Source organism: Mycobacterium pseudokansasii (genome assembly GCF_900566075.1).
In the GTDB taxonomy this organism is placed as follows: Bacteria; Actinomycetota; Actinomycetes; order Mycobacteriales; family Mycobacteriaceae; genus Mycobacterium; species Mycobacterium pseudokansasii.
The window spans coordinates 2667357-2691978 of record NZ_UPHU01000001.1 but is presented as its reverse complement, the minus strand read 5'-3'; the positions used below and the strand labels follow the sequence as shown (position 1 = coordinate 2691978).

Sequence of the window (24622 nt, the reverse complement as noted above, 5' to 3'; positions counted from 1 at the left end):
CACACCTCCCGCGGTGCTACAGGAACCGTACGCGTTGCGGATGCGTCGGCAGCGTTCAGTGTGCCCGTGGGGATGGCAATTTCGCCCGGCAATGTATCCGCCCTGGCGACGCACGCGAAGCCGTCGGAGCGCCCGCGACACTGCCGCCGCGTCGTGGGTATCACGGCCAGTCCAATCGGCGAGGGGCTTTTCAACTCGCGCCCGGCACGACAAGACTGGAGAGCACGGGTACCAACCGCAATGCAGGACAAACGTACTGTTAAAGTGGCTGGGCATGTGAAGCACCGCCGGCACGGCCCGCCGGCGGCAGAACTGAATCCTCGGGAGTTGATGTGACCAGCACAGAGTCTGTGAACTCGTTCGGAGCCCGCGACACACTCAAGGTCGGCGACCGGAGTTACCAGATCTATCGCCTCGACGCCGTCCCCAACACCAGCAGACTCCCCTACAGCCTCAAGGTTCTCGCGGAGAACCTGCTCCGTAACGAAGACGGCAGCAACATCACCAAGGATCACATCGAAGCCATCGCGAACTGGGACCCCGAAGCCGCGCCCAGCGTCGAAATCCAGTACACGCCGGCGCGGGTCGTCATGCAGGACTTCACCGGCGTGCCCTGCATCGTCGACTTGGCCACCATGCGGGAGGCCATCGCCGATCTGGGCGGCAAGCCCGACAAGGTCAATCCGCTGGCGCCGGCGGACCTGGTGATCGACCACTCGGTGATCGCCGACCTGTTCGGGCGGGCCGACGCGTTCGAGCGCAACGTGGAGATCGAATACCAGCGCAACGGCGAGCGCTATCAGTTCTTGCGTTGGGGCCAGGGCGCTTTCCGCGACTTCAAGGTGGTGCCGCCGGGCACCGGCATCGTGCACCAGGTCAACATCGAATACCTGGCCAGTGTGGTCATGGACCGCGACGGGGTCGCATACCCGGACACCTGTGTGGGCACCGACTCGCATACCACGATGGTCAACGGCCTCGGTGTACTGGGCTGGGGCGTGGGTGGGATCGAGGCCGAAGCGGCCATGCTGGGTCAGCCGGTGTCGATGCTGATCCCGCGCGTGGTCGGCTTCAAGCTGACCGGTGAGATCCAGCCCGGAGTCACGGCAACCGACGTCGTGCTGACCGTGACCGAGATGCTGCGCAAGCACGGCGTGGTCGGTAAGTTCGTCGAGTTCTACGGCGCGGGTGTGGCCGAGGTGCCGCTGGCCAACCGCGCCACCCTGGGCAACATGAGCCCCGAATTTGGTTCTACCGCAGCCATTTTCCCGATGGACGAGGAGACCATCAGCTATCTGCGGTTCACCGGCCGCAACCCGGAGCAGCTGGCGCTGGTCGAGGCCTACGCCAAAGAACAGGGCTTGTGGCACGACCCGAAGCACGAACCCGCGTACTCGGAATACATCGAACTCGACCTGTCCGACGTGGTGCCGTCGATTGCGGGTCCCAAACGCCCGCAAGACCGCATCGCGTTGTCGGACGCCAAATCCACATTCCGCGAGCAGATTCCGAACTATGTCGGTGACGACCCAGACAAGAAGGACTACTCGAAGCTCGACGAGATGGTCGACGAGACGTTCCCGGCCAGCGACCCGGGGGCGCTGAGCAACGGCCACGCCGACGACCACACCCCGGTGGAGTCGGCCGCCAAACACGCCAAGGGCAGGGTGAGCAACCCGGTGACGGTCAAGTCCGACGAACTCGGCGAATTCGTGCTCGACCACGGCGCGGTGGTGATCGCTGCGGTCACCTCGTGCACCAACACCTCCAACCCGGAGGTGATGCTGGGCGCGGCGCTGCTGGCGAAAAACGCCGTCGAAATGGGGCTGGCCGCCAAGCCGTGGGTGAAGACCACCATGGCGCCGGGCTCCCAAGTGGTCAGCGACTATTACGACAAGGCCGGGCTGTGGCCGTATCTGGAGAAGCTCGGCTTCTATCTCGTCGGCTACGGGTGCACCACATGTATCGGCAACTCGGGCCCGCTGCCCGAGGAGATTTCGAAGGCGATCAACGACAACGACCTTTCGGTGGCCGCCGTGCTGTCGGGCAACCGCAACTTCGAAGGGCGAATCAACCCCGATGTGAAGATGAACTACCTCGCCTCACCACCGTTGGTGGTTGCCTACGCGCTCGCCGGGACCATGGACTTCGACTTCGATTCGCAGCCGTTGGGCACAGATAAAGAGGGCAACGACATCTACCTCAAAGACATCTGGCCGTCGCAACAAGACGTCTCCGACACCATCGCGTCGGCGATCAACCAGGAGATGTTCACCAAGAACTACGCCGACGTGTTCAAGGGTGACGAGCGCTGGCGTAACCTGCCGACCCCGAGCGGCAATACCTTTGAGTGGGACCAAGATTCGACGTACGTCCGCAAGCCGCCGTATTTCGAGGGAATGTCGGCCGAGCCGGAGCCGGTGGCCGACATCAGCGGTGCCCGGGTACTAGCGCTGCTCGGTGACTCGGTGACCACCGACCACATCTCCCCCGCCGGAAGCATCAAGCCGGGCACCCCCGCGGCGCAATACCTTGACGAACATGGCGTAGCGCGCAAGGACTACAACTCCTTTGGCTCTCGGCGTGGCAACCACGAGGTGATGATTCGCGGCACGTTCGCCAACATCCGGCTTCAGAACCAGCTACTTCGCACATTGGGAGAGGTCGTTTCCGGAGGTTACACCCGCGACTTCACCCAGGAGGGCGGGCCGCAGGCGTTCATCTACGACGCAGCGCAAAACTATGCGGCACAAGATATTCCGCTGGTGGTGCTCGGCGGTAAAGAATATGGGTCCGGCTCGTCCCGGGACTGGGCGGCCAAGGGCACGTTGCTGCTGGGTGTGCGGGCCGTGATCGCCGAGTCGTTCGAGCGGATTCACCGCTCCAACCTGATCGGCATGGGGGTGATTCCGCTGCAATTCCCCGAAGGAGAGTCGGCTTCCTCGCTGGGACTGGACGGCACCGAGGTCTTCGACATCACCGGGATCGTGGCGCTCAACGACGGGAAGACGCCCAAGACGGTGCACGTCAAAGCCACCAAGGAGTCCGGCGATCCGGTTGAGTTCGACGCGGTGGTACGCATCGACACACCCGGGGAGGCCGACTACTACCGTAACGGCGGCATCCTGCAGTTCGTGCTGCGCAACATGCTCAAATCGGGTTAACGCCAGGCGACCCCAGCCCTGGTCATGCCAAAAGTCAGCGAGGACCATCTGGCGGCTCGCCGCCGCCAGATCCTCGACGGCGCACGTCGCTGCTTCGCCGAGTATGGCTACGACAAGGCCACGGTCCGGCGTCTGGAACAGGCGATCGGTATGTCGCGCGGAGCGATCTTTCACCACTTCCGGGACAAGGACGCGCTGTTCTTCGCGCTGGCACACGAGGACGCTGAGCGGATGGCCGATGTCGCGTCGCGTGAAGGCCTCATCCAGGTGATGCGTGACATGCTCGCCGCGCCGGAGCAGTTCGACTGGCTGGCCACCCGGCTGGAGATCGCGCGCAAGCTACGCAATGACCCGGCATTCAACCGCGGCTGGGCGGAGCGCTCCCTGGAACTGGCCGCCGCGACGACCGATCGACTACGCCGGCAGAAGCAGGCCAAACGGGTGCGCGACGACGTTCCCAGTGATGTGTTGCAGTGCTACCTGGATCTGGTCCTCGACGGGTTGGTGGCCAGGCTTGCCTCCGGCGAAGACCCCCAGCGGCTCTCCGCCGTACTGGACCTGGTGGAAAATTCGGTGCGCCGCCGCTGATTTGGGCCGTGCGCATAACGCCACGGCGAAAAATCCGAATCTCGCCGTGATGTTACGCTCGCGCCGGCCGGGCGCGATGATTTGGTCCGCCGCGGCTGCGCATTGTGGTACCGGATTCGAGCAACATGCTGTGAACGGATCCGTACGATCGCCCGACGCTGGCCGCCAATTTGCGGATGCTGGCTCCGCCCTCATAGGCGTTGCGCAACTCGTGCAACAACTGTTCGCGCGTCTTCTTCGACTTCCGCTGGGTTCTCACCGGCTGCCTCCCACGCATGGTCACGATCCCCGGCTTCCAGGGTAAGAACCGGCCAGCGATATCGGGACCGCTTTGGCCGAAAATGCTTGCGATTTCTCAGGCCAGCTCGATGAGGTCCCGATACTCCTCGGACCAATAGTCCTCGGTGCCGTCGGGCAACAGCACGACCCGTTGCGGGTCGAGCGCCTCGGCGGCACCGGGATCGTGGGTCACCAGCACCACCGCGCCGCGATAGCTGCGCAGTGCGTCAAGGACCTGTTCGCGCGAGGCGGGATCGAGGTTGTTGGTCGGTTCGTCGAGCAGCAGCACGTTCGCCGTGGAGGCCACCAGCCCGGCCAGCGCGAGGCGCGTCTTTTCGCCGCCGGACAGTGTGCCCGCCGGTTGCTCGAGCTGCGGGCCGCTGAACATGAACGCGCCCAGCAGGCCGCGCAACTCCTGGTCACCGGTTTCGGGTGCGGCGTGCCGAACGTTTTGCCAGACGGTCGCGTCGTTGTCCAGCGTGTCGTGCTCCTGCGCGAAATAGCCGATGCGCACGCCATGTCCGGGCTCCAGCGCGCCGGTGTCGGGCGTTTCGACACCGGCCAGCAGCCGCAGCAGCGTGGTCTTGCCGGCGCCGTTGAGTCCGAGCACGACGACGCGCGAGCCCCGGTCGATGGCCAGGTCGACACCGCTGAACACTTCCAGCGATCCGTAGCTCTTACTGAGCCCCTTGGCCACCAGCGGGATGCGGCCGCAGGCCGCCGGGGTGGGGAACTTGATCCGGGCCACCTTGTCGGCTACCCGTTCCTCGTCGAGCGCCGCCATCATCCGATCGGCCCGACGCAACATGTTCTGTGCCGCAACGGCCTTGGTGGCCTTGGCGCCCAGCTTGGCGGCCTGGGTTCGCAGCGCGGCGGCCTTGCGTTCGGCATTGGCACGTTCCCGGCGACGACGCTGCTCGTCGGTCGCCCGGGCATCGAGATATTTCTGCCAGCCCATGTTGTAGACGTCCATCTCGCCGCGCACCGCATCCAAAAACCACACCCGGTTGACCACGTCGGCGATCAGGTCGACGTTGTGGCTGATCATCACCAGCCCACCGGTGTGTGACCGCAGGAAATCCCGCAGCCAGCCAATCGAATCCGCGTCGAGGTGGTTGGTCGGCTCGTCGAGCAGCAGCGTGGTCCCCGAACCAGCGCCGCTGTCGGAGGCGGCGAACAAGATCCGCGCCAGCTCGACCCGGCGGCGCTGGCCTCCGGACAAGGTTCGCAGTTGTTGGGTCAGCACCCGTTCGGGCAAGCCGAGACTCGCGCAGATGCGGCCCGCCTCGCTTTCGGCGCCGTAGCCGCCCAGCGCGACGAAGCGCTCCTCGAGCTGACCGTAGCGGCGGATCGCGCGGTCGCGCGCTTCGTCGTCGGCGACCTCCGCCATCAACGCCTGCTGCTTCTCCAGATCGGTGAGCAACACGTCGAGCCCACGAGCCGACAGCACCCGGTCCCGAGCCAGCACGTCAAGGTCTCCCTCTTTGGGATCCTGTGGCAGATAACCTATTTCGCCGCTGCGACTGACCGATCCGGCATACGGTTCGCTCTCCCCGGCCAGGATGCGCAACGTGGTGGTCTTGCCGGCGCCATTGCGGCCCACCAAACCGATGCGGTCGCCCGGCTGCACGCGCAAATCCGGACCCTCGGGCGAGAGCAGGATGCGCGCACCAGCTCGGACCTCGAGGTCCGTTGCCGTGATCACAATCGCTCTCCTTGGTGGCGTGCTTGGTTGTGCCGCTACTTGTCGTCGGTGAAGACCGGCGGCCGCTTCTCGGCGCGCGCGGCAACCGCCTCTTCGAAATTGGCTGTGAGCAGCCGGACGAAAAGTTGCCCCAGACCCTCGGCCTGCATATGCCCTTCCAGGCTGGCGGCGTCTAGTCCACTCCACAGTGTACGTTTGGTCAACTCAATTCCCGGCCGGGAGAACGCCGCCATCCGCGCCGCGATCGCATAACAGGTGTCCAGCAGCTGGCCGTCGGGCACCCTGCAGGACACCAGCCCGATGCGCTCGGCTTCCTCGGCGCCGACGTCGCGACCGGTCAGCATGATCTCGAAGGCACGCGAGGATCCGATGGCCCTGGGCAACAGATAGCTCAGCCCCAGCTCACTGGCCGTCAGCCCGTTGTTGATGCCGGCGGCCCGGAAATAAGCGCTCGTGGAGGCCACCCGGATGTCCGCGGCCAGCGCCAGGCACAGCCCCCCGCCGATGGCCGGGCCGTTAACCGCGGCGATCACCGGTTGGTGCAACCGGCGCAGCTTCAGGATGACCTCGTCGAGCAGCTCCATCGACCGCAGCGCATAGGTCGGCCGGGTCAGGCCGTCGACATTCGGCACCGCACCCGCCGACTTGTGATCCGCACCGGACGAGAAACCGCGCCCCGCCCCGGTCAGCACCACCACCCGTACCGAATTGTCGTTGCCAACCGTCTCCAGAGACTCCTTGAGCGGCACCATGAGGTCGAAAGCCATGGAGTTCATCCGCTCCGGCCGGTTGAGGGTGATCAGCGCGATATCTGGGCGCGGGTATTCCAGCAGGACCAAACTCACTCGTGCACGGTATCGCGTACGGCGGTGCGCCCGGCTGTCACCGCCGCCGGATCAATGACGGTCTAGGCGACTTCATAGGCCTTGAGCTGTTGTACCAGGTCTTCCAGAGCCGCCGGGGGCAGGGCCCCGGGCTGGTTGAACAGCAGTTGGCCGTTCTTGAATGCCATCAGCGTGGGAATCGAGCGGACCTGGGCCGCCGCTGCCAATTCTTGCTCTTCTTCGGTGTTGACCTTGGCGTACACCACGTCGGGGTGTTTCTCCGAGGACGCCTGGAACGTGGGCGCGAAGGCGCGACACGGGCCGCACCAGGAGGCCCAGAAATCGACGAGCACCATGTCGTTGTCGTTGACGGTTTCGTTGAACTGCGCAGCAGTGAGGTCTTTGGTTGCCATGACTGCCCTAACGCCTCGGGCGGGCGACTTTGTTCCAAGTGGTCTAGAGCAGCCCCCGCTGCCGTGGCGGCGACTCGACCCGGTGGGCCCGGAGCTGGCGCACCAGATCATCCATGATCGCGGGGTTGGCGACACCGGCCTGCTTGAACACCAGCTTGCCCTTCTTGAACGCCATCAACGTGGGCAATAGCTTGACCCCGGCGATCGAGACCAACTCCTGCTCGGTTTCGAAGTTAACCTTGCCGTGGACGATGTCGGGATGCTTGTCCGACGAGTGCTCATACGTCGGCGTCAACACCGCACACGGGGCGCACAACGGCGCCCAGAGGTAGACGAGCACGTTGTCGTTGCCGTAGACGGTCTATTTGAAGTTCTCGGCGGTGAGATCTCGAGTCGCCACATGTCCCCTTATCCGCTCCGGGCGTGGTGGGTCCGGCGACGTCGAGCGTACGTCGTGCACAGCCGGAACCGCTGCGGATTCAGTCCGTTGGGGCGCCCATCGATGCCGCTGCACGCCAGGACCGGTTGGTCAGCAGCCGCATACCGTTGAGGGCGACCAGCACCGTGGATCCTTCATGACCGGCTACACCCAGCGGTAACGGCAAGTGCCACAACAGATCCCATAACGCCAGGACGCTGATGAAGGTGCCGGCGATGATCAGGTTTACGGTCACCACCTGGCGGGCTTGTCTGGCGAGCCCGATGATCGTCGGGATGACCCGCAGTTCGTCACGTACGGTGACGCCGTCGGCGGTCTGCAAGGTCAGGTCGGCGCCGGCGCCCATCGCTACGGACGTGCGGGCCACGGCCATGGCGGGAGCATCGTTGACACCGTCGCCGACGACCAGAACCCGGTGACCGCTGGCTTGCAGATCGCGGACCGCCTCGACCTTCTGCTCGGGCAGCAGCGCGGCCCGCACATCGCTGATCCCGGCGCGCCGTGCCGCCCACCGGGCCGCGCAGCCGTTGTCCCCGGTCAGCAGCACCGGCGGCGCCGACGTCAGTGCGGTCAAGGACGCCACCGACTCCGCGGCATCGGGGCGCACCCGGTCGGTGAGTCCCAGCACGCCGGCTGCGACGCCGTTGAGCATCACGATGGCGGCCGTGGCGCCTGCGTCGAGGATCGGCGCGAGCTCGGGTAGCGGCACTCCCCGGTAGCTCTGCGGACTGCAGACCTCGACGAAATCGCGACCCACGGTGGCTCGCACCCCGCGGCCGGGCGATGCACGGAAATCCTCGGCCTCGGGGATGGTGATACCGCGCCGGCGAACTTCCTCGACGATGGCCCTGCCCAACGGGTGTTCACTGGATTGCTCCGCAGCAGCAGCTAATTGGAGCAACTTGCGCACACCCACCACATCCGGGCGCAGCGGCTCGACCGTGGTCAATTGCGGTGTGCCACAGGTCAATGTGCCGGTCTTGTCCAAGGCGACGATGCTGGTGTCGGCCAGATGTTCCACGACCACAGCCGATTTGACCAGAACCCCGTGCCGACCGGCATTCGCGATCGCCGAAAGCAGCGGCGGCATGGTTGCCAGGACCACCGCGCACGGCGAGGCTACAATCATAAATGTCATGGCGCGCAATAGAACTGGTTGTAGTGGCGTGCCCAGCATCAATGGGATGACGATCAGTGCGAGGGTCGCCACCACCATGGCTACCGAGTACCGCTGCTCGATCTTTTCAATGAACAACTGGGTTTTGGCTTTGGTGGCCGACGCCTCGGCGACCAGCTCGACGATGCGGGCCACCACTGTCTGCGACGGGTCCCTGGTGACCAGCAGTTGCAACGCCCCCGACCCGTTGACCGTACCCGCGAACACCTCGTCACCGCGGCCCTTGGCCATCGGGATGGACTCGCCGGTGATCGAGCATTGGTCGACTTCGGAGCAGCCCGACAGCACGGCGCCGTCGGCGGGTATGCGCTCGCCCGGCCGCACCAGTACCCGGTCACCGACGACCAGCTCGCCGGCCGCAACCAGTCGCTCGCGACCGTCGCCGTCGACGACCACGGCCTGCTCCGGCGCAAGGTCCAGTAACCCCTTGACCGAATCGGCGGTGTGTTTGGTGGCCACGTCGTCCAGGGCGCCTGATGTCGCAAAGATCACGATCAACAGGGCACCGTCGAAGATCTGCCCGATTGCGACCGCTCCGATCGCCGCCACCACCATCAGCAGGTCTACGTCCAGTGCCTTGTTCCAAAGCGCTTGTGCCCCAGCCCATGCCGAACCCCAGCCGCCGGCGAGGTAACAGGCCAGATACAGCGTCCACCACACGGGCCGCGGTACGCCGTTCAGCTGTGCCGCGAGCCCCGCAAGAAACAAGGCCAACGCGAACGCGGCCCAGCGAACCGACATGACCGACCACAGCGCCGCACGCCAACTCAGCGGCCGCGCGACGGCAACGGGAATGTGGTCGAAAGAAACCTCGGAGGTGCACGCTTCAACAGCGGTCAAGGTCATTCCGGCGGCCTCACAGAGGGGGGAGTTCGTCAGGATGAACCGAGTCTAGGGACGCCGGCGATCGCCGAGTGTCTCGATTGCATTGCGGTATGCGATTGAATTGGTCACTGGCACAAGGTAAGCGGTTCCGCCGCCCCCACCGGCGGTGCCGTGGGCAAGCGAACCGCCGGGCATCATCGAGACCCCGGCTACCACCGTGGCGGGTATTCCGCGGACGAGTGAAATTTTCATCTGCGCAGAAAAATTAGTGTCGAAATTGCTCGGTGAATGGGCAATCACAGGAGCGGAAATCACGATAAGATTGTCCGTCGCTGACGCTTCACTGTGGAGGTGCGGGATGTCATTCGTCGTCGCAAATACGGATTTCGTGTCGGGGGCAGCCGGAAATCTGGCGCGGATCGGTTCGGTCATCGGTGAGGCCAACTCGGCGGCGGCGGCTCAGACAACCGCCTTCGCGGCCGCGGGCGCCGACGAGGTATCGGCCGCCATCGCGGCGTTCTTTCAGCAGCACGGCCTGAACTACCAGGCGCTCAGCGCGCAGGCCGCGGCGTTTCACGACCAATTCGTGCAGAACCTGTTCGGCGGCGCGCAGGCCTACGCCAGCGCCGAGGCTGCCGCGGCGAACCCGTTGCAGCCGCTGCTCGACGTGATCAACGCGCCCGCCCTGGCGCTACTCGGGCGCCCGCTGATCGGTGACGGGGTCGACGGCGGACCGGGAAAGGCCGGTGCGGACGGCGGAATCTTGTTCGGCAACGGCGGTAGAGGCGGCGATGGAGTGGCTGGCCAGGCCGGTGGCCGGGGCGGCTCGGCGGGCCTGCTCGGTTTCGGCGGCGCCGGCGGCGTGGGCGGAGCGGGCGCGAACGGCGGCGCCGGCGGCACCGGTGGGCTGTTCTTCGGCAACGGCGGTGCGGGCGGCAACAGTGGCGGCGGCGGCGGTGCGGGCGGTGTCGGCGGCTCCGCCTTACTGTTTGGACATGGCGGCGCCGGCGGTATCAGCCCCAACGGCGCGGGGGCCGGCGGCGCGGGAGGCAACGGCGGCGTGCTGTACGGAAACGGCGGTGGTGGCGGCAGTAGCTTCCTCGGCGGCGGCGGCAACGGCGGCAGGGCCTTCCTGCTCGGCGACGGCGGCGCCGGCGGGGAGGCTCTCTCCGCCGCGACCGGCGGGGCTGGCGGCAGCGGCGGGTTCTTCGTCGGCAACGGCGGTGCCGGCGGCAACGGCTTTAGCAATGCCAACGGCGGGGGCGGCGGCCAGGCCGGCTTGATCGGCAACGGCGGGGCCGGCGGCAACGGCGGGGCATTCCCGCCAGGCAACGGCGGCAACGGCGGCAACGCGCTGCTGATCGGCAATGGCGGCAACGGCGGCAATGCCACAGCCGCCGGCAGCACGCCCGGCACCGGCGGCCTGCGCGGGCTGCTGTTCGGCCAAAACGGCGCGAACGGCTAACCGTAGCGGCAGGTCAGCGCACCGTGCCACTGGTTACGGTTGCGTACGTTTTCCTCACTCGGGGAAACTGGGCCGGATCAAAACCCGCCCAGGGGTCGAGCCGTCGAAGTGAAGGGAACCGCATTGGGCCACTACATCGCCAACGTCCGCGATCTCGAGTTCAACCTCTTCGAGGTCCTCGATGTGGGCGCCGTCCTCGGCACCGGGCGTTACAACGAGCTCGACGCCGACACGGTGCGCACCATCCTGGCCGAAGCGGCCCGCCTGGCCGAAGGCCCGGTCGCCGAGACCTTCGCCTACGCCGACCGCAACCCGCCCGTCTTCGACCCGGCCACGCACTCCATCAGCGTGCCCGACGAGTTGGTCAAAACGGTGCAAGCGATCAAGGACGCCGAGTGGTGGCGCCTGGGTTTGGCCGAGGAGATCGGCGGCATGCCCGCACCCGCGCCGCTGGTCTGGGCCGTCAACGAAATGATCTACTGCGCCAACCCTTCTGCGGCCTTCTACAACCTGGGCCCGACGCTGTCCCAGTCCCTGTACGTCGAGGGCAACGAGCAGCAACGGCAGTGGGCGGCGATGGGTGTCGAACGCGGCTGGCAGGCCACCATGGTGCTCACCGAACCCGACGCTGGCTCCGATGTGGGTGCCGGCCGGACCAAGGCCGTCGAACAACCCGACGGCACCTGGCACATCGAGGGCGTCAAGCGGTTCATCTCCGGCGGCGATGTGGGCGACACGGCCGAGAACATCTTCCATCTGGTGCTGGCCCGGCCGGAGGGCGCCGGCCCGGGGACCAAAGGATTGAGCCTGTTCTATGTGCCCAATTACCTTTTCGATCCCGACACCGGTGAACTCGGCCCCCGCAACGGCGTCTACGTCACCGGCCTGGAACACAAGATGGGGCTGAAGTCCTCCCCGACGTGCGAGTTGACTTTCGGCGCCACCGACGTGCCCGCGGTCGGCTACCTGGTCGGCGGAGTGCACAACGGGATCGCGCAGATGTTCACCGTGATCGAGCACGCCCGCATGACCATCGGCGTCAAGTCCACGGGTACGCTGTCCACCGGCTACCTCAATGCGCTCGCCTACGCCAAAGAACGGGTGCAGGGCGCGGATCTGACCCAGATGACCGACAAGACCGCGCCTCGCGTCACGATCATGCGCCACCCCGACATTCGCCGCAGCCTGATGACCCAAAAGGCCTACGCCGAGGGCCTGCGGGCACTGTATCTCTATGCCGCCGCGCACCAGGACAACGCTGTGGCGCAACATGTTTCGGGCGCCGACCCAGACATGGCGCACCGCGTGGACGACCTGCTGCTGCCGGTCGTCAAAGGGGTCGGCTCAGAACGGGCCTACGAGGTCCTGACCGAGTCGTTGCAGACCCTGGGTGGTTCGGGCTTTTTGACGGACTATCCCATCGAGCAATACATCCGCGACGCGAAGATCGATTCGCTGTATGAGGGCACCACCGCCATCCAGGCGCTGGACTTCTTCTTCCGCAAGATCGTGCGCGACCACGGCAAGGCGCTGCAGTTTGTGACGGCACAGATAACACAGACCATCGATAACATCGACGAAGCGCTGAAACCACAAGCCGCGCTGTTGCAAACCGCGCTCGACGAGGTCACCGCAATGACGGGCGCGCTGACCACCTACCTGATGTCCGCCGCGCAGCACCCGACCGACATCTACAAGGTCGGGCTCGCGTCGGTGCGATACCTGCTGGCGGTCGGCGACCTGATCATCGGCTGGCGGCTGTTGGTGCAAGCCGGTGTCGCCCATGCGGCATTGGCCAACGGACCTTCCAAGGACGACGAGGCGTTCTATCGAGGCAAGGTCGCGGTTTCGGGTTTCTTCGCCAAGAACATGCTGCCCAAGCTGTCCGGGGTTCGGGCCGTCATCGAATCCGTCGACGACGAGATCATGCGCATGCCCGAAGCTGCCTTCTGAGGGGCGTCGGCATCGAAGCCGGCGTGCGGCTATGGCCGCGGCAGTGCGCGGTGCAGTGGGTTCATGGTGATGTTGGACCTGCTACGTCGGGCCGGAGGCAGGCCGCTGACCACCTGCGGTGCGTCAGCGGTGGCCCGGGTGCGGTCATGGAGTTGCATCGCGGCGGTGCGACCGATACCGACCATAGGGACAGCGGGAATCCTTCTGGCCGGGCAAGCGCACTGCGGACAGTCGGCACCGTCGGGCACTGAGGCCATCGGATGCTGCTCGACGAATTTCGGACAGCCCTGCGCGCAGCGGAATAGGTAGGTCGGCACCCCGCCGACTATAAGTCGTTGGCGGCGACGTTAGGCCGCCGCCTGCGTTGTCGTGGGGCGGTTTACAGAAGATCATCAGCACCATCACAGTTACTGGCCATCTTGGGCTGCAAGGGTCGTCATGTGCAGAGTGTGCCCCATGCCTGAATTACTGTTCCCGCTGGATTCGGCCAAGAAATTCAACGAACAACAGATAATCGGCCACAATCGTTGGCATCCTGACATCCCCCCGGCCGTCACCGTCAAGCGCGGTGCCACGTTCCGCGCACACTGCCGCGAATGGTTTGACGGCGCCATCCACAACGACGATTCGGCCGGGGACATCCTCAACGCTCCCCTGCAGAATGTGCACTGCCTGTCCGGACCGTTCGCGGTCGACGGCGCCGAACCGGGCGACCTACTGATCGTGGACATCCTGGACCTCGGTCCCATCCCGCAGGAGGACTCGGGCCCGCTTGCCGGACAGGGCTGGGGATATACCGGGATATTCGCCAAACTCAACGGCGGCGGGTTTCTCACCGATCAATTCCCCGACGCCTACAAGGCCATCTGGGACTTCGCCGGACAAACGGCGACCTCGCGACACATTCCCGGTGTCAAGTACACCGGCATCGTGCATCCCGGCCTCATGGGAACGGCCCCGTCCGCGCCGCTGCTGGCGACCTGGAACAGCCGCGAGGGGGCCCTCATCGCGACGGATCCCAACCGGGTGCCGCCCCTAGCCCTGCCACCGGAACCAGACGGCGCCATTCTGGGCTCGCTGACCGGCGACGAGTTCAACCGCGTCGCGGCTGAGGCCGCCCGCACCGCTCCGCCCCGCGAGAACGGCGGCAACCAGGACATCAAAAACCTCACCAAAGGTACCCGGGTGTTTTATCCGGTATTCGTGCCCGGCGCCAACTTGTCGTTCGGCGATCTGCACTTCTCCCAAGGCGACGGCGAGATCACTTTCTGCGGCGCCATCGAAATGGGTGGCTTCATCGACCTCCATGTGGACGTGATCAAAGGAGGCATGCAGACCTACGGCGTCTATGAAAACGCCATCTTTGTCCCGGGCAATACCGCCCCGCAGTATTCGGAGTGGATCGCCTTCTCGGGAACGTCGGTGACCTTGGACGGCGAACAGAAATACCTCGATTCGGATCTCGCCTACCAGCGCGCCTGCCTCCATGCGATCGACTACCTGACAAAGTTCGGCTATAGCCCCGAGCAGGCTTATCTGCTACTCGGATCGGCCCCTGTCGAGGGACGCCTGTCCGGCGTGGTCGATATTCCCAATTCGTGTGCCACCGTGTACATCCCGACGGCGATCTTTGACTTTCCGGTCACACCCTCGGCATCTGGACCGCATCGGGTCGACCCCGGCATGGGGGCGCCGCGGGCCAGCTTCGCCGGTTGACGGGCTGATCCCTGGAAGTCAGACGGTGAAGCCGAGCGCGCGCAGTTGCTCGCGGCCGTCGTCGGTGATCTTGTCCGGACCCCACGGCGGGTTCCACACCCAGTTGATCCGTATCTCGTCGACCAGACCGCTGCCGACCAGTGCGCTGCGCGACTGATCCTCGATGACATCGGTTAGCGGGCAGGCCGCCGACGTCAAGGTCATGTCGATCAGCGCGACGGTTCCTTCGTCACCGTCCGCCACGTCCAGCCCGTAGACCAGGCCCAGGTCGACGACGTTGATCCCCAGCTCCGGGTCGACGACGTCGCGCATCGCCTCCTCGAGATCGGCGAGCAATTCTTCGTTGGGAGCGGCGGTTTCACTCATTGCTGACCTCCTCCAGGGCATGACTGGCCTGAGCCAGCGCATCTTTGCAAGCCATCCATCCGAGCAGCGCGCATTTCACCCGTGCGGGGTATTTCGCCACGCCGGCGAACGCAATTCCGTCTCCCAGAACGTCCTCGTCACCTTGCACCGTCCCACGCGAGGACACCATCTCGGTGAACGCGTCGATGATCTGCAACGCTTCCGGAACGCTCCGGCCGATCACCTGCTGGGTGAGCACCGACGTCGACGCCTGGGAGATCGAACAACCCTGGCCGTCGTAGGAGACGTCGGTGACCGTCGTGCCGTCGTCGGACAACGCGACCCGCAGCATGACCTCGTCGCCGCAGACGGGGTTGACATGGTAGACCTGCGCGCCGAACGGTTCCCGCAGCCCGCGGTGCTGTGGGTGCTTGTAGTGATCCAGGATGACGTCCTGATACATCTGCTCCAGTCGCAACGTCAGGCTCTCCCAAAGAACTTCAGCGACCGTCGCACCCCGGCCAGCAACCGGTCGACCTCGTCGAGCGTGTTGTACACCGCGAACGATGCTCGCGCGGTGGCGGCCACGCCGAACCGGCGGTGCAGGGGCATGGCGCAGTGATGTCCGACCCGCACGGCCACACCCTCATCGTCGAGAATCTGGCCGACGTCGTGGGCGTGCACGCCGTCGACAACGAATGCCACTGGTGAGCCGCGATTTTCCATCGATGTGGGCCCGATGATGCGGACGCCGTCGATAGCGGACAGGCCGTCGATGGTTGCGGCAACCAGCTCTCGTTCGTGAGCCTCGACGGCGTCCATGCCGATGGCGCCCAGATAGCGTGCGGCGGCGGCCAACCCGACCACCTGGGAAGTCATCGGGGTGCCGGCCTCGAAGCGTTGCGGCGATGGTGCGTAGGTGGACGCTTCCATGGTCACCGTCTCGATCATCGAACCGCCGGTGAGAAATGGGGGCATGGCCGCCAACACGTCGCGACGGCCATACAGCACGCCGACGCCGTTGGGACCCAACATTTTATGCCCCGAGAATGCGGCGAAGTCGACGCCCAGCGCGTGGAAATCCACCGGCTGGTGCGGCACGGACTGGCAGGCGTCCAGTACGGTCAGCGCGCCGACTTCTCTTGCTCGGGAGACCAATTCGGTCACCGGCGCCAGCGCACCGGTGACATTGGAATGATGGCTGAATGCAACGACTTTCACACGTTCGTCGAGTTGCAGCGAGTCCAGGTCGATCCGTCCATCCTCGGTAACGCCGTACCAGCGCAGAGTGGCTCCGGTGCGCCGGGCGAGTTCCTGCCACGGGACCAGGTTGGCGTGGTGCTCGAGCTCGGTGGTGACAATAACATCACCGCCGTCGCCGACGGCGCGCTCGAACCGCTTGTCGCCCAAGACATATGACACCAGATTGAGCGCCTCGGTGGCATTCTTGGTGAACACCAGCTCATCGGCACGAGCGCCGGCGAACACCGCGATGTCGGCCCGGCCCTGCTCGTAGGCATCGGTGGCCTCTTCCATCAGCTGGTGCGCACCACGGTGCACCGCGCCGTTGGAGGTGATGAGAAACTCCCGTTCGGCGTCGAGTACTTGCAGCGGCCGCTGCGACGTCGCGCCGGAATCCAGGTACGCCAATTGGTTTCCGCTCCGCATGACGCGCTGCAGGATCGGGAAGTCGGCACGGATCGCCGCGACGTCCACGTGCGTCACAGAGGTTTTCACGGTCAGGCCCCGGTTGCCGCCGCTTGGGTGAAGCGTACGTAGCCGTTTTCTTCGAGTTCGTCGGCCAGTTCGGGGCCGGCGGATTCGACGATGCGGCCGCCGACGAACACGTGCACATGGTGCGGATGGATGTAGCGCAGGATGCGGGTGTAGTGGGTGATCAGCAGGACGCCGCCGTGCTCGGTTTCGGCATAGCGGTTCACGCCCTCGCTGACCACCCGCAAGGCGTCGACGTCCAAGCCGGAGTCGGTTTCGTCGAGGATGGCGATCTTGGGCTTGAGCAGCTCGAGCTGCAGGATCTCGTGGCGCTTCTTTTCGCCACCGGAAAAGCCTTCGTTGACGTTGCGTTCGGCGAAGGCCGGGTCGATCTCGAGTGCAGCCATGGCCGCCTTGACCTCTTTGACCCAGTGCCGCAGCTTCGGCGGCTCACCGCGGATGGCGGTTGCCGCCGAGCGCAGGAAGTTCGACATCGAGACGCCGGGCACCTCGACCGGATATTGCATGGCCAGGAATAGGCCGGCGCGGGCCCGCTCGTCGACGCTCATGGCCAGCACGTCGGCGCCGTCTAGCGTGATGGAGCCCGAGGTCACCTGATACTTGGGGTGGCCGGCGATGGCGTAGGACAGTGTGGACTTCCCCGAGCCGTTGGGACCCATCAAGGCATGCGTCTCACCGGATTTCACCGTCAGGTCGACACCGTTGAGAATGGGAATTTCCCGCTCCCCCTCGGCGGCGTTGGGGTTTTCGACGCTGACGTGCAGGTCGTTGATTTCCAGGGTCGTCATCAGGCTGTTGTCTTTTCCGTGAGTTCCAGTTCGTGTTCGATGGCTGTGGTCAACCGCTCGCGTAGCTCGGGCACCGCGATCTTGGAGATGATCTCGCCGAAGAATCCGCGGATCACCAGGCGGCGGGCCTGCTCTTCCGGAATGCCGCGAGAGCGCAAGTAGAACAGCTGCTCGTCGTCGAAACGTCCGGTGGCGCTGGCGTGCCCGGCGCCGGCGATCTCGCCGGTTTCAATTTCGAGATTGGGCACCGAGTCAGCACGCGCTCCGTCGGTGAGCACCAGGTTGCGGTTGACCTCGAAGGTATCGGTGCCGGTGGCCGCGGCGCGGATCAGCACGTCGCCCACCCACACGGTGTGCGCGTCGGGCAGCGACGATGCCGGATCTCCTTGCAGCGCACCCTTGTACAGCACGTTCGACTTACAGTCCGGGTGTACGTGGTCGACCAGCAGCCGCGATTCCAGGTGCTGGCCGTCGTCGGCGAAGTACAGTCCCAGCAGCTCGGTATCGCCGCCCGGGGCATCGAAGCGCACGTTGGCCGCCATCCGCACCACCTCCCCGCCCAGCATGACGGCGACGTGCCGCAGCACGGCGTCCTTGCCAAGCCGGGCGTGGTGGGCGCTGAGATGAACGGTGTCGTCGGCCCAGTCGGCGATCCACACCACGGTAAGCCGAGCGGCGTCGGCGACCACGAATTCGACGTTGTCGGCGTAAGTTCCGCTCCCCCGGTGGTCGACGATGACGACGGCCTCGCCGAGCTCCTCGACGCGGATCTGCAGATGTCCGTAAGCAGTTGCGCCCTCGCCCGGGCCGGTGACGGTGATGTTCACCGGCTCGGCAATTTGCGTGTCACGTCCTACCGTGACCAGCGTCGCCGAGTTGAACGACGAAAAGGCTTGAGCTGCAACGCGGTCAGCGGGCACCCCGCCTTGGCCGAGCCGCTCGTCACCGCGGCGCACCGTCTCCACGGTGAAACCCGGCGGGCCGCTGACGCTGATCTCTGCATTGCCGGTGGCTGGCGCGGAGCCGTCGTGCAGGCCGCGCAACCTTTTCAGCGGGGTGAACCGCCAAAGCTCGTCGCGGCCGTGCGGAACCTCGAAGGCGTCGACGTCGAAGGACGAGAACAGCTCGCCCTTGTTCAAGGTGGCGGTCATTCGATTCTCATCCTACGGAGCCCTCCATCTGCAGCTCGATCAGCCGGTTGAGCTCCAGCGCATACTCCATCGGCAGTTCCTTGGCAATCGGCTCGACGAAGCCGCGCACCACCATCGCCATGGCCTCGTCCTCGGTCATCCCGCGGCTCATCAGGTAGAACAGCTGGTTCTCACTGACCTTGGACACGGTGGCCTCATGGCCCATGGTGACGTCGTCCTCGCGGATGTCGACGTAGGGGTAGGTGTCGCTACGGCTGATCGTATCGACCAGCAGCGCATCGCATTTCACGCTCGACTTGGAACCGTGCGCCCCCTTGTTTACCTGGACGAGGCCCCGGTAGGAGGTGCGGCCGCCGCCGCGCGCTACCGACTTCGACACGATGTTGCTCGACGTGTTGGGCGCCAGATGCAGCATCTTCGCACCGGTGTCCTGGTGCTGGTCCTCGCCGGCGAACGCCACCGACAGCACTTCGCCTTTGGCGTGCTCCCCGGTCATCCAGACCGCCGGGTACTTCATGGTCACCTTGGATCCGATGTTGCCGTCGACCCACTCCATGGTGGCGCCGGCCTCGGCGCGGGCCCGCTTGGTGACCAGGTTGTAGACGTTGTTCGACCAGTTCTGGATCGTGGTATAACGCACGCGCGCATGCGGTTTCACGATGATTTCGACCACCGCGGAGTGTAGCGAGTCCGACTTGTAAATAGGAGCAGTGCAGTTGTGCACCGCGAACCCGTAGGCGAGGAAGCTGTCCGGCTCCTCGACATCGAGGTTGTAGACCCGCTCGTGCGCTTCTCGGACCTGACGCTTTTTGATCGGCACCGCAAAGTAGTCACCGCAATCCCGCGCTTGCTTAGGCCCGTGGCCGCCCTCGGTCCACTGGACCTGGTAGATGTCCTTGCGCATGATGTCACGACCCTGGATAACTCCTGGACCGCCAGGACGACGCAATTCGACTGTGGCGTAATGACCCAACCGCGCGAGGATGGACTGCAATTGGAATGCCCAGACACGGGAAGTCGTATGCACGCGCTTCCAGAGGGCGCCGCCGCGCTTCGTTACATTGCCGTCCCCGTTGACATAGGCGTCGACGAGCTCGCGGAGGAACGTCTCGTCTTGACGCATCAAGAGATCCGACAGCTTCTTGTTCGACGATCCGATGCCGACGTTGTCACGCATCGCCGCATAGCCCGCCTTCGTGTAGACCGTGACGCGTGCCGAATGCTTGTGCTCCTCGATCAGGACAGAGCCTGACTTCTCGTACAACGACTTGCACGCTTGACGAACCTCCTCGACGAACTCGAATTCGTCGCTGTGGAACGAGAAGATCAGTGACTCACAGCCATTAGTCAGACATGCACGGCCTTCCGCCAGGTAATACCCCGCCAGCCGAGCGAACTCGAGGGGCAGCACCGTCTTGTGTGGGATCGGCTTCGGCTTGGGGTAGATCAGGAAGTCACCCTCGGCAACGTCCTTCGCCGCAATCCACCGCGGCTCGGTGCGACGCAGCTTGGCGCTGTTAACTTCTGCCTTCCATCCGTTGCGCTCGTTGCGCATGACGCGCACCTCGTGGCGGGGAACGATGAGCAAGGGATGTTCCGCGGTGACGGAGAACTTGTTCGCCGGAGACATCGGCGTGAAGCTGTAGAGCTCCCCGTTGAGGTCGCGCATCTGCACCGCGGTGACACGATGTGGCCGCCCATCGTGGCCACTGACGTAGTCACCCACACGGATCGACTCGATGGGCCTCAGGTCTCCGTCAGCGGTCGTGATGAGCTCACCGGCTGGCACACAGCCCTCGACGTAGTGCACGTAGGAGCCCTCGTCAGCAATGATCAGCGTTCGCTCGAACTGGCCCATGTTCTCGGTGTTGATCCGAAAGTAGGCCTGCAGGGGGATGTCGACGCGGACACCCGGCGGGACGTAAATAAAGGACCCGCCACTCCACACAGCGGTATTGAGTGCAGAAAACTTATTATCGCCAGCAGGAATTACAGTTCCAAAATATTGTTTAAATATTTCGGGATGTTCTCGCAAACCAGTATCAGTGTCTAAGAAAATAACGCCTTGGGATTCCAAATCCTCTCTGATCTGGTGGTACACTACTTCGCTTTCATACTGAGCCGCTACTCCAGCAACTAATCTTTGTTTTTCCGCTTCGGGAATTCCTAAACGGTCGTATGTATTTTTGATGTCCTCTGGCAAATCGTCCCAGCTCGCTGCCTGCTTCTCGGTCGATCGCACGAAGTACTTGATGTTGTCGAAGTCGATGCCCTCGAGGTTGGAGCCCCAGCGCGGCATCGGCTTGCGCTCGAAGATGCGCAGCGCCTTCAGCCGGTTCTGCAGCATCCACTCGGGCTCGTTCTTCTTCGCGGAGATGTCGCGAACCACCGCCTCCGAAAGCCCGCGCTGAGCGCTGGCGCCGGCGATGTCGGAGTCGACCCAGCCGTAGCCGTAGCGGCTCAGCGAAGCAATAGCCTCCGCCTGGGTCAGCGGCTCGGCAGCGGTCTTGCTGGCCTCGAGGGTCATATCGACGCTCCTTTGATGCTCGTAGTGTCGCGGCGCGGGCTGGGCGCCGGGGTTAAAGGCACGTGGGTGGTACAGGCGCAGTCGCCGTTGACGATGGTCGCCAACCGCTGCACGTGGGTTCCAAGCACTTCGGCCATGGCCTGCTGCTCGGCTTCGCACAATTCCGGGAACTCCTCGGCGACATGGGCCACCGGGCAGTGGTGCTGGCAGATTTGCACACCATGGATCGGCCCACCCACCCGGGTGGTGGTGGCGACGTAACCGGCTTTGGTCAACGCGTCGGCGATACGCTCCGCGGCGGCTTCCACCGCGTCGTCGGCGTGGCCGTCCGCCGGGGCGACGTCGGCGAGTATCGCGTCGATGCGTCGTCGCGCGAACGTCCGCACCGCGTCTTCGCCGCCGATCTCGCGCAGTTGGCGCATCGCCGCCGACGCCAAGTCGTCGTATGAGTGGTCCAGCTTGCCCCGGCCGGCCGCCGTCAACCGGTAACGCTTGGCGGGCCGTCCGCGTCCCGCCTGCTGCCACGGCGCGGCGGGTACGGACTCCGCGTCACCCGTTTCGATGAGCGCGTCAAGATGACGACGTACGCCGGCGGCCGACAGCCCCAACCGATCGCCGATCTCGCTGGCGGTGATCGATCCGGACTCCAGCAGCAAGCGCACAATGGCGCGACGGGTATGACCGTCGGGAACTGCGGCTGGAACAGCAGCAGTAGCTGCCGGGATTTTCACAACACAAGTGTGACGTAATTCCAGGAAGCTGTCCAGCGAGGTGGCCTGTGCAAAGGCTGTGGGCTTCGCACGCCGCAACGCGGCGCGTATCGTCGCCGGGGCTAGGCTGCTCTGATGGCAGCCCGCCAGCACACGCTGAGCTCGTCGATCGCCAGCCTCCATGGCGACGAGCAGGCGGTGGGTTCGCCGCTGAATGCCGCCGAACTGACCGCACTGGCGCGCACCCGGCTGTTCGGCGCCACCGGCACGGTTCTGATGGGCATTGGCGCCCTGGGCGCGGGCGCCAGGCCGGTTGTGCAGGATCCCACGTTCGGGGTCCGGCTGCTCAATCTGCCCTCGCGAATCCAGACCGTATCGCTGACGATGACCACCACCGGAGCCGTCATGATGGCGCTGGCCTGGCTGATGCTCGGCCGGTTCGCGCTGGGGAAGAGGCAGATGTCGCGCGGCGATTTGGACCGCACCCTGCTGTTGTGGATGCTGCCGCTGCTCATCGCCCCACCGATGTACAGCAAAGACGTCTACTCATACCTGGCCCAAAGCCAGATCTCCCGCGACGGACTCGACCCCTACCGAGTCGGCCCGGCGTCCGGCCTGGGCCTGGGCCACGTGTTCACGCTGTCGGTTCCCAGCCTGTGGCGCGAAACGCCCGCCCCATACGGTCCGCTCTTCTTGTGGATCGGTCGCGGCATCTCCGCGCTGACCGGAGAAAACATTGTCGCCGCCGTGCTGTGCCACCGATTGGTGGTGTTGATCGGCGTGGCGATGATCGTGTGGGCGACGCCGCGGCTGGCCCGGCGCTGCGGCGTGGCCGAGGTCAGCGCGCTGTGGCTGGGCGCGGCCAATCCCCTGCTGTTCATGCACCTGGTTGCCGGCATCCACAACGAAGCACTGATGCTCGGGTTGATGCTGACCGGCGCCGAAGTCGCACTGCGTGGCATCGATTTGGCAGGCGCCACACGCCTCATGCCCGCATCGTGGCGTCCGGGCGCGGACTGGGAACCACTGGCCATGCTGCTCGGCGGATCGATCCTGATCACGCTGTCATCGCAGGTGAAGCTGCCTTCGCTGCTCGCACTGGGCTTCATCACGATGGCCTTGGCTTACCGCTACGGCGGCACGATCAAAGCGCTGCTGCTGGCCGGTGGCGGCATGGCGGCACTCTCGCTGTCGGTGATGGCCGTCGTCGGATGGGCCAGCGGACTGGGCTTCGGCTGGGTCTACACGCTGGGCACCGCCAACGTGGTGCGCAGCTGGATGTCGCCGCCGACACTGCTGGCGCTGGGCACCGGGCAGGTGGGCATTCTGCTGCGTTTGGGAGATCACACCACCGCGGTGTTGTCGCTGACGCGTGCCATGGGCGTGCTGATCATCATGGTGATGGTCTGCTGGTTGCTGCTGGCGGTGTTCCGCGGCCGGCTACACCCGATCGGCGGCCTCGGAGTCGCGCTGGGCATCACAGTGCTCTTGTTCCCCGTCGTGCAGCCCTGGTATCTGCTCTGGGCCATCATTCCGATGGCCGCATGGGCGACCCGCACCGGATTTCGGGTGGCCGCCATCGTCATCACGCTCATCGTCGGCATCTTCGGGCCGACGGCCAACGGGGATCGCTTCGCGTTGTTCCAGATCATCGATGCCACCCTGGCCAGCGCGATCATCGTGTTGGTCCTGATCGCGCTGACCTACCACCGGTTACCGTGGCAAGGACTGCCGACGGCGAACGGCGAAGCGAAACAACACACGCTCATCGACCCGGTACCCGCAGCTGAGACTTCGGTGACCCGGCAGACGGCGTCGGCGCCGGACGCCTACGCTGACTCCACGTGAGCTCGGCCCCCCATGCGTCTCCGACAGACTGCAGAGACTCCGTAGTAGTCCGGCTACGTGGCGTGACCAAGCGGTACGGATCACTGACGGCCGTCTCCAGCCTCGACCTCGAGGTGCGGGCCGCCGAGGTACTGGCGCTGCTGGGCCCCAACGGTGCCGGCAAGACGACGACCGTCGAGATGTGCGAGGGCTTCGTACGCCCGGACACCGGAACCATCGAGGTGTTCGGGCTGGATCCGATCGCCGACAACGCGCGGCTGCGCCCCCGCATCGGCGTGATGCTGCAGGGCGGCGGCGGATATCCAGCCGCACGCGCCGGGGAAATGCTGAACCTGGTCGCCGCCTATGCGGCCGACCCGATTGATCCGCGGTGGCTGTTGGACACCCTGGGGCTCACCGAGGTTGCCCAGACCACCTATCGGCGGCTCTCCGGAGGGCAGCAGCAGCGACTTGCCCTGGCCTGTGCCCTGGTGGGGCGTCCCGAGCTGGTTTTTCTCGACGAGCCCACCGCCGGCATGGACGCTCACGCCCGGCTCGTGGTGTGGGAGTTGATCGACGCCCTGCGCCGCGACGGTGTGACGGTCGTGCTGACCACCCATCAACTCAAAGAAGCCGAGGAACTCGCGGATCGGCTGGTCATCATCGACCACGGCGTCACGGTGGCCGCGGGGACCCCGACCGAGCTGACACGCACCGGCGCCAAAGACCAGTTGCGGTTCACCGCACCGCCGCGGCTTGACCTGTCACTGCTGGCTTCCGCGTTGCCGGAGGACTATCAGGCCTCCGAGTTGACGCCCGGCGAGTACCTCGTCGAGGGCCCGGTCAACCCGCAGGTACTGGCAACCGTCACCGCCTGGTGCGCGCAGATCGACGTGCTGGCCACCGATATGCGGGTCGAACAACGCAGCCTCGAGGACGTATTCCTGGATCTCACCGGCAGGAAGTTGCGACCGTGACCGACGACACGCTGT

Annotated in this window: 20 protein-coding genes and 1 pseudogene; 7 read left to right on the top strand and 14 right to left on the bottom strand. The window is 65.2% G+C overall.

Translation table 11 applies throughout. The features are described 5' to 3' along the window. Positions 1–332: 332 nt before the first annotated feature. Both acnA and EET10_RS12345 read left to right on the top strand, forming a co-directional pair. Complete coding sequence (acnA, locus tag EET10_RS12350; protein ID WP_167480169.1) at positions 333–3164, top strand: aconitate hydratase AcnA; 2832 nt, start codon at positions 333–335, stop codon at positions 3162–3164. Between the two features lie 24 nt (positions 3165–3188). Continuing rightward, entirely contained in the window at positions 3189–3752 is a 564-nt protein-coding gene (locus EET10_RS12345; protein WP_036401028.1) for a TetR/AcrR family transcriptional regulator, read from the top strand. A 52-nt stretch (positions 3753–3804) separates the two neighbouring features. On the opposite strand, the gene EET10_RS12340 is transcribed toward EET10_RS12345, so the two are convergent. From EET10_RS12340 to EET10_RS12315, 6 genes and pseudogenes are all read right to left on the bottom strand, one after another. After that, positions 3805–4029: a helix-turn-helix domain-containing protein gene (locus EET10_RS12340; protein WP_036401446.1), complete on the bottom strand. Its 225-nt coding sequence runs from the start codon at positions 4027–4029 to the stop codon at positions 3805–3807. A gap of 78 nt (positions 4030–4107) precedes the next feature. Beyond that, on the bottom strand, positions 4108–5736 hold the full coding sequence (locus EET10_RS12335; RefSeq protein ID WP_036401030.1) for an ABC-F family ATP-binding cassette domain-containing protein: 1629 nt from the start codon (positions 5734–5736) through the stop codon (positions 4108–4110). Positions 5737–5771: 35 nt separating this feature from the next. Continuing rightward, positions 5772–6593, bottom strand: a pseudogene (locus EET10_RS12330) (enoyl-CoA hydratase); the annotation flags it as partial. Between the two features lie 50 nt (positions 6594–6643). Next, positions 6644–6973, bottom strand: a complete 330-nt coding sequence (gene trxA / locus EET10_RS12325; protein ID WP_036401032.1) for a thioredoxin — start codon at positions 6971–6973, stop codon at positions 6644–6646. A 43-nt stretch (positions 6974–7016) separates the two neighbouring features. Then, on the bottom strand, positions 7017–7313 hold the full coding sequence (locus tag EET10_RS12320; RefSeq protein WP_244601923.1) for a thioredoxin family protein: 297 nt from the start codon (positions 7311–7313) through the stop codon (positions 7017–7019). 139 nt (positions 7314–7452) lie between these two features. Further along, entirely contained in the window at positions 7453–9435 is a 1983-nt protein-coding gene (locus EET10_RS12315) for a heavy metal translocating P-type ATPase (RefSeq protein WP_122502184.1), read from the bottom strand. Positions 9436–9772: 337 nt separating this feature from the next. On the opposite strand from EET10_RS12315, the gene EET10_RS12305 reads away from it, so the two are divergent. After that, complete coding sequence (locus EET10_RS12305) at positions 9773–10879, top strand: PE family protein (protein ID WP_063467227.1); 1107 nt, start codon at positions 9773–9775, stop codon at positions 10877–10879. Positions 10880–11002: 123 nt separating this feature from the next. Further along, a complete protein-coding gene (locus EET10_RS12300) occupies positions 11003–12832 on the top strand; it encodes an acyl-CoA dehydrogenase (protein WP_036401449.1) in 1830 nt (609 codons plus the stop codon). 29 nt (positions 12833–12861) lie between these two features. Here the strand turns inward: EET10_RS12300 and EET10_RS12295 are convergent, their stop codons facing one another. Continuing rightward, positions 12862–13149, bottom strand: coding sequence for an FmdB family zinc ribbon protein (locus tag EET10_RS12295; protein WP_036401039.1), 288 nt, complete (start codon positions 13147–13149; stop codon positions 12862–12864). Positions 13150–13288: 139 nt separating this feature from the next. Here EET10_RS12295 and fmdA point away from each other — a divergent pair, with 139 nt between their 5' ends. Continuing rightward, the gene (gene fmdA / locus EET10_RS12290; RefSeq protein WP_036401041.1) at positions 13289–14548 is read left to right on the top strand and encodes a formamidase; all 1260 of its coding nucleotides are present in this window, start codon (positions 13289–13291) and stop codon (positions 14546–14548) included. An 18-nt stretch (positions 14549–14566) separates the two neighbouring features. Here fmdA and EET10_RS12285 read toward each other — a convergent pair whose 3' ends face one another. From EET10_RS12285 to EET10_RS12255, 7 genes are read right to left on the bottom strand one after another with little or no spacing between them, the layout of a single operon-like run. Then, positions 14567–14914, bottom strand: coding sequence for a metal-sulfur cluster assembly factor (locus EET10_RS12285; RefSeq protein ID WP_036401045.1), 348 nt, complete (start codon positions 14912–14914; stop codon positions 14567–14569). Continuing rightward, positions 14907–15377 carry a Fe-S cluster assembly sulfur transfer protein SufU gene (gene sufU, locus EET10_RS12280; RefSeq protein WP_081260550.1) on the bottom strand — a complete coding sequence of 157 codons (471 nt, stop codon included), beginning with the start codon at positions 15375–15377 and terminating at the stop codon, positions 14907–14909. Before sufU ends, EET10_RS12285 begins: the two co-directional genes overlap by 8 nt. Then, complete coding sequence (locus EET10_RS12275) at positions 15374–16630, bottom strand: cysteine desulfurase (protein WP_036401050.1); 1257 nt, start codon at positions 16628–16630, stop codon at positions 15374–15376. The genes sufU and EET10_RS12275 overlap by 4 nt, the downstream gene beginning before the upstream one ends. Before the next feature lie 2 nt (positions 16631–16632). Then, entirely contained in the window at positions 16633–17415 is a 783-nt protein-coding gene (gene sufC, locus EET10_RS12270; RefSeq protein WP_036401052.1) for a Fe-S cluster assembly ATPase SufC, read from the bottom strand. After that, positions 17415–18566 carry a Fe-S cluster assembly protein SufD gene (gene sufD, locus EET10_RS12265; protein ID WP_036401054.1) on the bottom strand — a complete coding sequence of 384 codons (1152 nt, stop codon included), beginning with the start codon at positions 18564–18566 and terminating at the stop codon, positions 17415–17417. Before sufD ends, sufC begins: the two co-directional genes overlap by 1 nt. Positions 18567–18573: 7 nt before the next feature. Then, positions 18574–21093: an intein-containing Fe-S cluster assembly protein SufB gene (gene sufB / locus EET10_RS12260; RefSeq protein ID WP_122502183.1), complete on the bottom strand. Its 2520-nt coding sequence runs from the start codon at positions 21091–21093 to the stop codon at positions 18574–18576. Continuing rightward, complete coding sequence (locus EET10_RS12255; protein ID WP_423793572.1) at positions 21090–21824, bottom strand: helix-turn-helix transcriptional regulator; 735 nt, start codon at positions 21822–21824, stop codon at positions 21090–21092. Before EET10_RS12255 ends, sufB begins: the two co-directional genes overlap by 4 nt. Positions 21825–21938: 114 nt before the next feature. On the opposite strand from EET10_RS12255, the gene mptB reads away from it, so the two are divergent. Then, a complete protein-coding gene (gene mptB / locus EET10_RS12250) occupies positions 21939–23651 on the top strand; it encodes a polyprenol phosphomannose-dependent alpha 1,6 mannosyltransferase MptB (protein ID WP_036401060.1) in 1713 nt (570 codons plus the stop codon). Continuing rightward, positions 23648–24607 (top strand): ABC transporter ATP-binding protein, encoded by a 960-nt coding sequence (locus EET10_RS12245; RefSeq protein ID WP_051490372.1) that lies wholly within the window; start codon positions 23648–23650, stop codon positions 24605–24607. The genes mptB and EET10_RS12245 overlap by 4 nt, the downstream gene beginning before the upstream one ends. Positions 24608–24622: the final 15 nt, after the last annotated feature.

What these genes read in the sequence shown, in the direction of transcription:
- EET10_RS12345 (WP_036401028.1), top strand. Translation starts at nt 3,189, where the DNA reads ATGCCAAAAGTCAGCGAGGACCATCTGGCGGCTCGCCGCCGCCAGATC.
- EET10_RS12340 (WP_036401446.1), bottom strand. Translation starts at nt 4,029, where the DNA reads ATGCGTGGGAGGCAGCCGGTGAGAACCCAGCGGAAGTCGAAGAAGACG.
- trxA (WP_036401032.1), bottom strand. Translation starts at nt 6,973, where the DNA reads ATGGCAACCAAAGACCTCACTGCTGCGCAGTTCAACGAAACCGTCAAC.
- EET10_RS12315 (WP_122502184.1), bottom strand. Translation starts at nt 9,435, where the DNA reads ATGACCTTGACCGCTGTTGAAGCGTGCACCTCCGAGGTTTCTTTCGAC.
- EET10_RS12305 (WP_063467227.1), top strand. Translation starts at nt 9,773, where the DNA reads ATGTCATTCGTCGTCGCAAATACGGATTTCGTGTCGGGGGCAGCCGGA.
- fmdA (WP_036401041.1), top strand. Translation starts at nt 13,289, where the DNA reads ATGCCTGAATTACTGTTCCCGCTGGATTCGGCCAAGAAATTCAACGAA.
- EET10_RS12285 (WP_036401045.1), bottom strand. Translation starts at nt 14,914, where the DNA reads ATGAGTGAAACCGCCGCTCCCAACGAAGAATTGCTCGCCGATCTCGAG.
- sufC (WP_036401052.1), bottom strand. Translation starts at nt 17,415, where the DNA reads ATGACGACCCTGGAAATCAACGACCTGCACGTCAGCGTCGAAAACCCC.
- sufD (WP_036401054.1), bottom strand. Translation starts at nt 18,566, where the DNA reads ATGACCGCCACCTTGAACAAGGGCGAGCTGTTCTCGTCCTTCGACGTC.
- sufB (WP_122502183.1), bottom strand. Translation starts at nt 21,093, where the DNA reads ATGACCCTCGAGGCCAGCAAGACCGCTGCCGAGCCGCTGACCCAGGCG.
- mptB (WP_036401060.1), top strand. Translation starts at nt 21,939, where the DNA reads ATGGCAGCCCGCCAGCACACGCTGAGCTCGTCGATCGCCAGCCTCCAT.